At 71.9% G+C, this 12220-nt stretch carries 8 protein-coding genes and 1 riboswitch; of the genes, 1 reads left to right on the forward strand and 7 read right to left on the reverse strand.

The window, feature by feature from the left end; translation table 11 throughout:
* The first annotated feature begins 66 nt into the window (after window positions 1-66).
* The gene (locus tag ACIRRY_RS39275) at window positions 67-795 is read left to right on the forward strand and encodes a ZIP family metal transporter (protein WP_403982860.1); all 729 of its coding nucleotides are present in this window, start codon (window positions 67-69) and stop codon (window positions 793-795) included.
* 20 nt (window positions 796-815) lie between these two features.
* Here ACIRRY_RS39275 and cobI read toward each other — a convergent pair whose 3' ends face one another.
* Genes cobI through ACIRRY_RS39310 form a run of 7 tightly spaced genes read right to left on the reverse strand, consistent with a single transcriptional unit; the run spans window position 816 to window position 11773 of the window.
* Window positions 816-1568 (reverse strand): precorrin-2 C(20)-methyltransferase, encoded by a 753-nt coding sequence (cobI, locus tag ACIRRY_RS39280; RefSeq protein ID WP_403982862.1) that lies wholly within the window; start codon window positions 1566-1568, stop codon window positions 816-818.
* A complete protein-coding gene (locus ACIRRY_RS39285) occupies window positions 1565-3025 on the reverse strand; it encodes a cobyrinate a,c-diamide synthase (RefSeq protein ID WP_403982865.1) in 1461 nt (486 codons plus the stop codon). Before ACIRRY_RS39285 ends, cobI begins: the two co-directional genes overlap by 4 nt.
* 7 nt (window positions 3026-3032) lie before the next feature.
* Window positions 3033-3632 (reverse strand): cob(I)yrinic acid a,c-diamide adenosyltransferase, encoded by a 600-nt coding sequence (gene cobO, locus ACIRRY_RS39290; RefSeq protein WP_403982867.1) that lies wholly within the window; start codon window positions 3630-3632, stop codon window positions 3033-3035.
* Window positions 3632-5638, reverse strand: coding sequence for a putative cobaltochelatase (locus ACIRRY_RS39295; protein WP_403982869.1), 2007 nt, complete (start codon window positions 5636-5638; stop codon window positions 3632-3634). Before ACIRRY_RS39295 ends, cobO begins: the two co-directional genes overlap by 1 nt.
* On the reverse strand, window positions 5635-9303 hold the full coding sequence (gene cobN / locus ACIRRY_RS39300) for a cobaltochelatase subunit CobN (protein WP_403982871.1): 3669 nt from the start codon (window positions 9301-9303) through the stop codon (window positions 5635-5637). Before cobN ends, ACIRRY_RS39295 begins: the two co-directional genes overlap by 4 nt.
* Window positions 9300-10835, reverse strand: a complete 1536-nt coding sequence (locus ACIRRY_RS39305) for a cobyric acid synthase (RefSeq protein ID WP_403982873.1) — start codon at window positions 10833-10835, stop codon at window positions 9300-9302. Before ACIRRY_RS39305 ends, cobN begins: the two co-directional genes overlap by 4 nt.
* On the reverse strand, window positions 10832-11773 hold the full coding sequence (locus ACIRRY_RS39310) for a cobalamin biosynthesis protein (RefSeq protein ID WP_403982875.1): 942 nt from the start codon (window positions 11771-11773) through the stop codon (window positions 10832-10834). The genes ACIRRY_RS39305 and ACIRRY_RS39310 overlap by 4 nt, the downstream gene beginning before the upstream one ends.
* Before the next feature lie 99 nt (window positions 11774-11872).
* A riboswitch (cobalamin riboswitch) is annotated at window positions 11873-12015 on the reverse strand.
* Between the last annotated feature and the right edge of the window lie 205 nt (window positions 12016-12220).

Genomic DNA, 12220 nt, shown 5'->3' on the forward strand with positions numbered 1-12220 from the left:
GTGCACGTGGGGGTGGAGTGGTCCAGGATGTGCGCGAACAGGGGTTGATCGGATAGCAAGGGGACTATGGCGGTCTTCGTCGCGCTCGGCGCGTTCCTGATGACGCTGGCCGGCGGCTGGACGGCACAGCGGGTGACCGACCGCCGCCATCTCGTCCTGGGCCTGGCCGGCGGCCTGATGCTGGGCGTGGTCGGCCTCGACCTGCTGCCGGAGGCGCTGCGCGCGGCCGGCCGCGAGGTCTTCGGCGTACCGGCCGCCCTGCTGCTCTTCGTGGCCGGCTTCCTCGTGGCCCATCTGGTCGAACGCCTGCTCGCCGCCCGCCAGGCCTCGCACGGCGCCGAGGAGCACAACGGCCGGGCGCCCGAGGTGGGCCTCACGGCCGCCGCCGCGATGGTCGGCCACAGCTTCATGGACGGGGTCGCGATCGGCGCCGCGTTCCAGGTGGGCGGCGGCATGGGCACGGCGGTCGCGCTCGCTGTCATCGCCCATGACTTCGCGGACGGCTTCAACACGTACACGATCACGAGTCTGTACGGCAACGCCCGCCGCAAGGCGATCGCGATGCTGTTCGCGGACGCGGCGGCCCCGGTGGCGGGCGCCGCCTCGACGGCGTTCCTGACCATTCCCCAGGGGCTGCTCGGCGGCTATCTCGGCTTCTTCGGAGGCGTGCTCCTCTACCTCGCCGCCGCCGAGATCCTCCCCGAGGCCCACCATGAACACCCTGCGCCCGCGACCCTGCTGTGCACGGTCGCCGGAGCGGCGTTCATCTGGCTGGTGGTGGGCCTGGCGGCCTGATCTGTGTCTTTGGTGATCGGTCACAATTTCCCGCCCCGCCCGCCCTCGCGCCGCGCGGGCGCGATGAGCGTGGACAGATACGGCAACGGCTCCCCGTCCAGTTCGGCGGCCGGCCGGATCGACTCCCCGTCCAGCCCGAGCGCCGACCCCCACACCGCGTCCCCGATCCGCCCGGTCTCCCGCAGGGCCTCGGCGACCTCCGCCGCCTGCCGCCCGAACTTGTACGCCACGACCGTCCCCGGCCCGGCCAACGCGTCCTTCAGCACGGCGGACCCGGCCGTCACGGGAACGAGGATCAACGGCTCGGTCCCTTCCGTGAGTACGGCACCGGAGCGCGCGGCGAGATCCTGCATCGCGGTGATCCCGGGCACGGTCTCGACGACGGTCCCCGGCACCAACTCCCCGATGGTCAGGGCGAGATACGTGAAGGTGGAGTAGACGTTCGGGTCCCCGATGGTGGCGAACGCGACGACCTCGTGCGCGGCGAGCAGCTCGGCCACCTTCGCCCCGGCGGCATCCCAGGCGGCCTCGCGCCGGGCCCGGTCGGTCCGCTCGTTGAGCGCGAAGACGACCCGGAGGACCTTCTCCTGGGGCACGTAGTGCAGCACGGTCGCCTCGGCACGCCCCCGCTCACCGCCATCTTTTCCATCAGACGCAGCCATCACGGGCACGACGACGACATCGGCGGCGCGCAGAGCGTTGACGCCCTTGACGGTCACCAGCTCCGGATCGCCGGGACCCACCCCGACTCCGATCAACCTGCTGCTGCTCATGACGTCCGGCACCTCTCCACGAACCGACGGGCCACACCGGGCTCGGCCGCCCAGTGCGTGTGCAGATAACTCGCGTGCACACCCTGTTGTACGAAACCTTCGACCCGCCGCTCGGGGGCGCGTACCCCCCAGGCGGGAGCCGCCCCCGAGCCGGGCTCGACGACGGTCCGGTGAAACTCGTGCCCACGCATCCGCGTCCCGGCGACGGCCAGCACACTGTCGCTCAGCGCGACGGCGTCCCGATACCCCAGGGTCAGCCGTTCGCTCATCCGCGCGGTGGCATCCAGCACCCCGCACATCGGCCGTCCGTCCAACTCCCGGCACAGATACAGCAGTCCGGCACATTCGGCGGCCAGGGGAGCGCCACTCTCCGCGAGCGCGCCGACCGCCTTGCGCAACGGCTCGTTCGCCGACAACTCGGCGGCGTACACCTCGGGAAACCCGCCCCCGATGACCAACCCGCGTGTCCCGTCCGGGAGTTGTTCATCCCGGAGCGGATCGAACACGACGACCTCGGCGCCGGCCGCGGTGAGGAGTTCGGTGTGCTCGGCGTAGGAGAAGGTGAAGGCGGGGCCTCCGGCGACGGCAATTCTTAGCCCGTCCGGCGTTTGAGGACGAGGCCGTTCAGGCCGATGGGGGTCTGGGGGCGCAGCCCCCAGGGACGGGACGGGTAGGGGCGGCGGGGGCGAAGAAACCAGGACCTCAGCCGCGTCCCAAGCCGCACACGACAACGCACCGGCACTACGCGCCAGCGCCATCAACCCCTCAAGATCACACCCGGCGTCCACCTGCGCAGCCATCGCCGCGACAGCCTCGACCGCGGCCGACTGGCGTTCCGCGACCGGTACCAACCCCAGATGCCGGGACGGTGTGTCCACCTGCGGTGCCCGCCGCAGCACGCCCAGCACCGGCACCCCCGCCGAGTCCAACGCCTCCCGCAGCAGCGCCTCGTGCCGGTCCGACGCGACCTTGTTGAGGATCACGCCCCCGACCCGGACCTCCGGATCCCAGGAAGCGAACCCGTGCACCAGCGCGGCGACGGACCGGGACTGGGAAGACGCGTCGACGACCAGGACAACCGGAGCTCGGAGCAACTTCGCCACATGGGCCGTCGATGCCAACTCCCCTTCCCCCGCAGCCCCGTCGAACATCCCCATCACACCCTCGACGACCGCGAGATCACTTCCGCGCGCCCCGTGCGCGAACAGCGGACCGACCAACTCCGGCCCGCACAGGTACGCGTCGAGGTTCCGCCCCACCCGCCCCGTGGCGAGCGCGTGATACCCGGGGTCGATGTAGTCGGGCCCGACCTTGTGCGGGGACACGGTGAGCCCCCGCGCGGCGAACGCGGCCATCAGCCCCGTGGCGACGGTGGTCTTGCCGCTGCCGGAGGACGGCGCGGCGATGACCAGCCGGGGAACGGAGGACCCGGGAGACACGGAGGACGAGGAAGTCACGACGGATTCACCACTCGATACCCCGCTGGCCCTTCTGGCCGGCGTCCATGGGGTGCTTGACCTTGGACATGTCGGTCACGAGGTCGGCGTACTCGACGAGCTTCTCGGGCGCGTTCCGCCCGGTGATCACGACATGCTGGTTCCCGGGCCGGTCCCGCAGCACGGACACGACCTCGTCCGTGTCGACCCACCCCCAATGCATCGGATAGGCGAACTCGTCCAGCACATACAGCTTGTACGTCTCGGCGGCGAGGTCCCGCTTGACCTGCTCCCAGCCCTCGCGGGCCTTCTCCTCGTTGTCCATCTGGGAGTCGCGCTGGACCCACGACCAGCCCTCGCCCATCTTGTGCCAGTCGACGGACCCGCCCTCGCCGGAAGCACCCAGCACCCGAAGGGCGTTCTCCTCCCCGACCTTCCACTTCGCCGACTTGACGAACTGGAACACCCCGATCGGCCACCCTTGATTCCAGGCACGCAACGCCAGCCCGAAGGCGGCGGTGGACTTGCCCTTGCCGATGCCCGTGTGCACGACCACCAACGGCCGGTTCCGCCTCTGACGGGTCGTCAATCCGTCGTCCGGTACGACACTTGGCTGTCCCTGCGGCATTACGCGGCCCTCCTCTGTACGTCCTTCACCAGTCCGGCGATCGAGTCCGCCCGCAACTCGTCCAGCGTCACCGCCGTACCCTCCAGTTCACCGGCCAACTGCCCGGCCAGGCCCAGCCGTACGGGCCCCGACTCGCAGTCGACGACCACGGAGGCGACCCCGTCGGCCGCGAACAACCGCGCCGCCCGCCCCGCGAGCGCGACCGGCTCGGGACCACCCGTCGCCCGCCCGTCGGTCACCACGACCACCAACGCCCGCCGCGCCGGATCCCGCAGCCGCTCCACCCGCAGCACGTCCCGCGCCTTGAGCAGCCCGGCCGCGAGCGGTGTACGCCCCCCGGTCGGCAAGGACTCCAGCCGTACGGCGGCGGCGTCCACGGAGGACGTGGGAGGGAGGGCCACATCCGCGGCCGACCCTCGGAAGGTCACCAGACCCACCTTGTCCCGCCGTTGATACGCGTCCAGCAGCAGCGACAGCACAGCCCCCTTCACCGCGCTCATCCGCTGCCGCGCCGCCATCGACCCGGAGGCGTCCACGACGAACAGGACGAGGTTGCCCTCACGCCCCTCCCGCGTCGCCTGCCGCAGATCGTCCCGGCGTACGACCAGCCCGCGCCCGGCCCGCCCACGTGCCAGCTGATGCGGGGCGGCCGCCTGTACGGTCGCCGCCAAGTGCAGCTTGGTGAGGGCCCCTTGGGGACGCCGGGACCCGGTGGTCCGCCCGTGCTCGGTCCGCGCCCGCGAACGCCGCCCGGCGGCACCCTCACCGATCCCCGGCACGCTCAGCGCCTTGGTGCGGAAGGGCTCGGAGGCCCGTACGGGCTGCTGCTCCCCGGAACCGGAAGGCTGCGGCTGCCCGCCCTCACCGGCCTCGGGCCGCGCGCCGGTGTCGTCGCCCTGAGGCCCGTCGGGGTCCGACTCGGGCGGCTGCTGTCCGCCACCTCCGCCGCCATCGGGACCGTCAGGACCGTCCGGTCCTGGATCGTCGTCCTCCGGCTCCGCGAACTCCTCCAAGGTGTCGTCGAGCTTGTTCTCGTCAAGTCCCGGCGCGTCGAAGGGATTTCGCCGCCTGCGGTGCGGCAGCGCGAGCAGCGCGGCCTGGCGTACGTCCTCGGCGAGCACGTCGGTCCGACCGGCCCACGCGGCGAGCGCGGTCGCCGTACGCGCCATCACGATGTCGGCGCGCATACCGTCCACCTCGAAGGCCGCACAGGTCGCCGCGATCTGCCGCAGCGCCCCGTCGCCCAGCCGCACGGACGGCAACAGCGCACGCGCGGCGATGATGTGGGTCCGTACGGAGGACTCCTCGTCCGCCCAGCGCTCGGTGAAACCGTTCGGATCGTCGTCGTAGGCCAGCCTGCGCCGTACGACCTCGACCCGCTGGTCGGGTTCCCGCGAGGCGGCGACCTCCACGGTCAGGCCGAAGCGGTCGAGCAACTGCGGGCGCAGTTCGCCCTCTTCGGGGTTCATGGTGCCGACGAGCAGGAAGCGGGCGGCGTGCCGGACGGAGACGCCCTCGCGTTCGACGTACGACGCGCCCATCGCCGCCGCGTCCAACAGGAGGTCCACCAGGTGGTCGTGGAGGAGGTTGACCTCGTCGACGTAGAGGATGCCCCGGTGCGCGTCGGCCAGCAGGCCCGGCTCGAAGGCCTTGACGCCTTCGGCGAGGGCCCGCTCGATGTCGAGGGCGCCGACGAGCCGGTCCTCGGAGGCGCCGACCGGCAACTCGACCATGCGCGCGGGGCGCCCGACCCCGGGCCCGGTCTCGTGCGGTCCGTCCGGGCAGGCCGGGTCGGGGGCGGCGGGGTCGCAGGAGAAACGGCAGCCGGGGACGACGGAGACCTCCGGCAGCAGCGCCGAGAGAGCGCGTACGGCCGTCGACTTGGCGGTGCCCTTCTCGCCGCGCACCAGCACCCCGCCGACCGCCGGCGACACGGCGTTCAGCAGCAGCGCGAGCCGCAGATCGTCCTGGCCGACAACGGCCGTGAACGGAAAGGGAGTTGTCACTGGTCGTCACCCTCCAGGTCGCCTTCGAGCTCCAGATAGGTGGCCCGCAGTCTCTCCAGCGTGTCCGCGTCCGGCTCGGCCCACAGACCGCGCTCGGCGGCTTCGAGGAGCCGTTCCGTGATGCCGCGCAGCGCCCACGGGTTGGACTTCTTCATGAAGTCCCGGTTCTCCGGGTCGAAGACGTACTCCGCGCTGAGCTTCTCGTACATCCAGTCGTCGACGACCCCGGCCGTCGCGTCGTAGCCGAAGAGGTAGTCGACGGTCGCCGCCATTTCGAAGGCGCCCTTGTAGCCGTGCCGCCGCATCGCCGCCATCCAGCGGGGGTTGACCACCCGGGCCCGGAAGACGCGGTGCGTCTCCTCGCCCAGCGTGCGGGTCTTCACCTGGTCCGGGGTGGCGGAGTCGCCGACGTACGCCTCGGGGGAGGCGCCGGTCAGATGGCGGACCATGGCGACCATGCCGCCGTGGTACTGGAAGTAGTCGTCGGCGTCGACGAGATCGTGCTCGCGGGTGTCGACGTTCTTGGCCGCTACGGCAATTCGCTTGAACGCCGTCTCCATGTCTCCGCGCGCCGCCCGCCCGTCGAGGCCGCGCCCGTACGCGTATCCGCCCCACACCGCGTACACCTCGGCGAGGTCCGCGTCGCTGCGCCAGTTGCGCGCGTCGATCAGCGGGAGCAGACCGGCGCCGTACGCGCCCGGCTTGGAGCCGAAGATACGGGCCGTGGCCCGGCGGCGGTCGCCGTGCTCGGCGGTGTCCTCGTCGGCGTGTGCGCGGACGTAGTTGGACTCGGGGGGTTCCGGCAGGTCGGCCACGGCCCGTACCGCGTCGTCGATCAGTCCGACGACGTGCGGGAACGCGTCCCGGAAGAAGCCGGAGATCCGGACGGTGACATCGATGCGCGGCCGGCCCAACTCCGTGACGGGCACGACCTCGAAGCCGGTCACCCGGCGCGAGGCGTCGTCCCAGACGGGGCGGCAGCCCAGCAGCGCGAGGATCTCGGCGATGTCGTCGCCCTGGGTGCGCATCGCCGACGTACCCCAGACCGTGAGGCCGACGGACTTGGGGAACTCGCCGTTGTCCTGGAGGTAGCGCTGGATGAGCGAGTCGGCCAGCGACTGCCCGACCTCCCAACTCAGCCTGGAAGGAATGGCCTTGGGGTCGACGGAGTAGAAGTTCCGGCCGGTCGGCAGGACGTTGACCAGTCCGCGGGTCGGGGAGCCGGACGGGCCCGCCGGGACGTAACCGCCGTCGAGCGCGAGCAGGATGTGGTCGATCTCGTCGGTGGTGCGGGTCAGCCGGGGGACCACCTCGTCGCAGGCGAACCTCAACACCGCTACGGCGGCCGGGAGTTCGGTGCCGATGACGGCGTGGACGAGTGCCGGGACCGCGGTGACCTCCCACTCCTGGGACTCCATGCCCTCCGCGAACCGGCGGCACAACTGCTCCAGCAGGTCGATCGCGTCGGCCGCCGAACGGGCCGGTCCCTCGACCAGTTCGCTCAGCTCCACCGGTACCTTCACCGGCGCGCCCGGCTCGGCCAGCAACTCCTTCTCGACGAGCCCGAAGTGCTCCGCCAGCGCGGCCCGCAGACCCGGCAGCGCGTTGGCCTGTCCGCCCCACACCTGGGAGGCGCGCAGCACGGCGAGCACGAGGTTCACACGTGCCTCGCCGACCGGCCCGCCGCCGAGGATGTGCAGGCCGTCGCGGATCTGCACGTCCTTGATCTCGCACAGATAGCCGTCGATGTGCATCACGAACTCGTCGAACGCCGTGTCGTCCGGCTGGTCGTCCACATGCAGGTCGTGGTGCAGCTCGGCCGCCTTCACCAGCGTCCAGATCTGCGCGCGGACGGCCGGTGCCTTCGTCGGGTCCAGGTCGGACACCAGGGCGTACTCGTCGAGGAGTTGCTCCAGTTTCGCCAGGTCGCCGTAGGTGTCGGCACGCGCCATCGGCGGGACGAGGTGGTCGACGACCGTGGCGTGGCCGCGCCGCTTGGCCTGGGTGCCCTCGCCCGGGTCGTTCACGATGAACGGGTAGATCAGGGGGAGTTCACCGAGCACGGCGTCCGGCGCGCAGCCGCTGCTGAGACCGAGTCCCTTGCCGGGCAGCCATTCCATGGTGCCGTGCTTGCCCATGTGGATGATCGCGTCGGCGCCGAAGCCGCCTTGGGATGACGCGGCGTCCAGCCAGCGGTACGCGGCCATGTAGTGGTGCGACGGCGGCATGTCGGGGTCGTGGTAGATCGCGATCGGGTTCTCGCCGAAGCCGCGTGGCGGCTGGATCATGACGACGACGTTCCCGAACTGGAGGGACGCCAGCACGATGTCGTCGCCGTCCACGTAGAGATTGCCCGGCGGCTCGCCCCACGCGTCCAACATGCCCTGCCGGAGGTCGGGTTCGAGCTTGTCGAACCATGCCTGGTAGTCGGCGAGCGGCACGCGTGCGGGTGCGGCGGCCAGTTGCTCCTCGGTGAGCCATTCGACGTCGTGGCCACCGGCGTTGATGAGCCGATGGATCAACTCGTCCCCGTTGTCCGGGTGTTCGTCGACCTGGTATCCGGCGTCCCGCAGCGCGTCCAGCACCCGGATCGCCGAGGCGGGCGTGTCCAGTCCGACCGCGTTGCCCACGCGCGAGTGCTTGGTCGGATAGGCGGTGAAGACGACCGCGAGCTTCTTCTCGGCGTTCGGCTTGTACTTCAACTTCGCGTGCCGTACGGCGATTCCGGCGACCCGCGCGGCCCGCTCGGGGTCGGCGACGTAGACCGGGACCTCGTCGGGGCCCTGCTCCTTGAAGGAGAACGGGACGGTGATCAGCCGGCCGTCGAACTCGGGGATCGCGACCTGCATCGCCGCGTCCATGGGGGAGAGGGCGGCGTCGGACTCGTCCCAGGCCGCCCTGGACGACGTAAGGCAAAGTCCTTGCAGCACCGGCACGTTGAGGTCGGCGAGGGCACCGATGTCCCAGGCCTCCTCGTCACCGCCGGCCGAGGCGTGCGAGGCGTGCGCACCGCCCGCGGCGAGGACGGTGGCGATCAGCGCGTCCGACCTGCCGAGGATCTCGTACAGCCCGGAGTCGGCGTCGCGCAGCGAACCGCAGTACACGGCAAGGGCGTTGGCGCCCTTCGCCTCGATCTGGTCGCACAGCGTGTCCACGAAGCCGGTGTTGCCGGAGAGGTGATGCGCCCGGTAGAAGAGGACGCCGACGGTCGGTCGGCCCTCGACGGAGGCACGCTCGCCGTGGACGCCGAACTCGGGCATCTTCTGCGGCTCTTCGAAGCCCTCGCCGGTGAGGAGCACGGTGTCGGAGAGGAAGCGGGCGAGTTCGGTGAGGTTGTCCGGTCCGCCCTCGACGAGATAGCGCAGCGCCTCGGCCACGACACCCGCCGGTACCGACGACTCGGCCATCAACTCCGCGTCGGGGACGGTCTCTCCGCCCAGCAGCACGGTCGGGATGCCCGAGGCCTTGAGCACGGCGAGCCCGTCCTCCCAGGCCCGCTTGCCGCCGAGGAGTCGTACGACGGCGAGGTCCGCGCCCGCGATGAGCGCGGGCAACTCCTCGGCGGCGTCCACCCGGGACGGGTTGCCGATCCGGTACCCGGCGCCGGAGGCCCGGGCCGCCAGCAGATCCGTGTCGGCGGTCGACAACAACAACACTGTGCTCATGCGGGCGCTCCCGGTGGAATGAAAGGCAGTCCTTGCGGCGCGCCGGACTCGATGAGCCGCCACAGCGCGTCCGTGTCCGCGTGCTGTTCGATGAGATCGCCGAGCCGGTCGAGCTGCTCCTCGCGCAGCGCGGCGAACGAGGTGTCCGGGGCCGGCACGAACCGGCGGCCCGCGGCGGCCGCCACCTCGCGCAGGAACGCCCGCCGGAAGCCGTCCGACTCCAGCGAGCCGTGCCAGTGGGTGCCCCAGGTCTGGCCGACCCGGCAGCCGTCCAAGCTGTGTCCATTGTCATCAGAGATGAACCGATCTCCACCGGTCAGTTGGGCGACCCCGTGGTGGATCTCGTAGCCCTCGACCGGTTCGCCGAGGGCTTCGCCGACGGGCCGGGTGAGGGTCTTCTCGCGCGCGAACCGCACGCGCAGGGGGAGTACTCCGAGTCCCTCGACCGAGCCCTGCCGGCTCTCGACCTCGTCGTCGATGTGCTCGCCGAGGATCTGGAAGCCGCCGCAGATGCCGAGGACGGGGCGCTGTTCGGCGGCCCTGCGGACGAGGGCGTCGGCGAGGCCGCGTTCGCGCAGCCACTCCAGCGCCTTCACCGTCCCCCGGGTTCCGGGGATCACGACGAGATCGGCGTCGGACAGTTCCTCGGGCCGGTCCACGAACCGCACCACGACGCCCGGTTCGGCGGCCAGCGCGTCCACGTCGGTGAAGTTGGACATGAGGGGGATCGCGCAGACGGCGACCCGCAGCACGTCCTCGCCGACCGGCGGCGCGGTGTTCGACTCGCGGACCGTCCCGCGCAGGGAGATCCGCAGTCCGTCCTCCTCGTCGATGCCGAGCCCGTGCCGGAACGGCAGCACGCCGTACGTCCGGCGTCCGGTGAGGCCGTGCAGCATGTCCAACCCCGGTTCCAGGAGCGACACATCGCCCCGGAACTTGTTCACGAGGAACCCGGCGACGAACGCCTGGTCCTCGGGGGAGAGCAGCGCGACGGTCCCGAAGAAGGAGGCGAAGACGCCGCCGCGGTCGATGTCGCCGACGACGAGAACGGGTAGCTGTGCGTTGCGCGCGATGCCCATGTTCACGATGTCGGTCCGCCGCAGGTTGATCTCGGCCGGACTGCCGGCCCCCTCGCAGATCACCGCGTCATACGTGCCCCGCAACTCGGCGAGACAGTCCAACACGGTGCCGAGCAGGGCCTCCTGGCGTCCACCGTGATAGCCGCGCGCGCTCATCTCGCCGACTGGCTTGCCCATGAGGACGACCTGGCTGGTGCGGTCGCTGCCCGGTTTGAGGAGGACGGGGTTCATCAGCGCGGTCGGCTCGATGCGGCAGGCCTGCGCCTGCATGGCCTGCGCCCGGCCGATCTCGGCACCTTCGCGCGTCACGAACGAGTTCAGGGACATGTTCTGCGCCTTGAACGGCGCGACCTTCACGCCCTGCCGCACCAGCCACCGGCAGATCCCCGCGGTGACGACACTCTTTCCCGCGTCCGAGGTGGTGCCGGCGACCAACAGCCCGCCGCCGCTCATGACTTGCGCCCCTTCACCAGCAGCCGCCCGGCCACACTGACCCCGAGCGCGAGCAGCCCGACGCGCCGGGACAGCCGTACGGCCCGGTCGATGTCCGCCACGGCGATGGCGCGCCCGACCCCGTTGAGCACGGGCCGGTGCTCGACCCGGCCGCCGTAGGAGAGCGTCCCGCCCAGTCGTACGCCGAGGGCGCCCGCGAAGGAGGCCTCGACGGGACCGGCGTTGGGGCTCGGGTGCTTGGGGGCGTCGGTGCGCCAGGCGCGGGCCGCTCCGCGCGGGTCGCCGCCCGCGACGGTGGCGAGGACGGCGGTGAGGCGGGCGCCAGGCCAGCCGGCCACGTCGTCGAGACGGGCCGAAGCCCAGCCGTAGCGGCGGTACTTGGCCGACTTGTGGCCGACCATGGCGTCGAGGGTGTTCACGGCCCGGAAGCCGAGCAGCCCCGGGACCCCCGCGATGCCACCCCACACCAGGGCGCCCACCACCGCGTCGGAGGTGTTCTCGGCGACGGACTCGACGACGGCCCGGGCGATGCCGTCGGCGTCGAGGGACTGCGGGTCGCGTCCGCAGAGGTGCGGCAGCCGCGCCCGCGCGGCCTCGATGTCACCGGCCTCCAGCGCACGCCCGATGACCCCGGCCTCGCGCGCGAGCGAGGTCCCGCCGACGACCGCCCAGGTGGCGGCGGCGGTGAGGGCGGCAGAGGCCGTACGGGACGGTCGGAGGGCCGAAGTGGCCGCGGCGGCGAGGGAGACGGCGCCGCCGACGCACACCGCGGTGTGCAGGGCGCCCCAGCCTCGGTGGTCGCGCCACAGGACCTGTTCCACGGCACCGGCGGCGCGGCCGAACGCGGCGACCGGATGCCCGCGGCGAGGATCGCCGAGCAGGTGGTCGCCGAGGAGGCCGGCGGCGGCGCCGTACGCGAAGACGCGGTCGGCACGCATCGGCTCAGCCGATCGCTGGGTCGGGCACTGCGCTGGTACGGGACCTCGAACGGCAGCCGAGCATGGCGATATGTCCTCACTCAGGGTGTCCACGCCCTGGTTCGACGAGACCGGCGGTGAGAGTTCCTGGCTCCCGGGGCTACCTACCCCGGTGACAGTGGCGGGACCGCGCCGGATTCACACCGGCTTCCTCTTCTGCCGCCGTACATGGCTCCGGCAGTCCACCATGCTGTTGGAAGGGGCGTCAACTTGCTGTTGACCTGCGGGGGAGGAGTGTGCTGATGCCCACACGCGGGTCGTCGGAGGGGTCACGCGGACGTGGGGGGGGGGGGGGGGGGGGGGGGGGGCCCGCCCCCCCCCCCCCCCCCCCCCCCAACACCCCCCCCCCCCCCCGGGGGGGGCGGGGCGGGGGCGGGGGGGGCGGGGGGGGGGGGGCCGGCGGGGGGC

Source organism: Streptomyces sp. NPDC101776 (genome assembly GCF_044766845.1).
Classification (GTDB): Bacteria; Actinomycetota; Actinomycetes; order Streptomycetales; family Streptomycetaceae; genus Streptomyces.

What these genes read in the sequence shown, in the direction of transcription:
- ACIRRY_RS39275 (WP_403982860.1), top strand. Translation starts at nt 67, where the DNA reads ATGGCGGTCTTCGTCGCGCTCGGCGCGTTCCTGATGACGCTGGCCGGC.
- ACIRRY_RS39310 (WP_403982875.1), bottom strand. Translation starts at nt 11,773, where the DNA reads ATGCGTGCCGACCGCGTCTTCGCGTACGGCGCCGCCGCCGGCCTCCTC.
- cobO (WP_403982867.1), bottom strand. Translation starts at nt 3,632, where the DNA reads ATGCCGCAGGGACAGCCAAGTGTCGTACCGGACGACGGATTGACGACC.
- cobN (WP_403982871.1), bottom strand. Translation starts at nt 9,303, where the DNA reads ATGAGCACAGTGTTGTTGTTGTCGACCGCCGACACGGATCTGCTGGCG.
- cobI (WP_403982862.1), bottom strand. Translation starts at nt 1,568, where the DNA reads ATGAGCAGCAGCAGGTTGATCGGAGTCGGGGTGGGTCCCGGCGATCCG.
- ACIRRY_RS39305 (WP_403982873.1), bottom strand. Translation starts at nt 10,835, where the DNA reads ATGAGCGGCGGCGGGCTGTTGGTCGCCGGCACCACCTCGGACGCGGGA.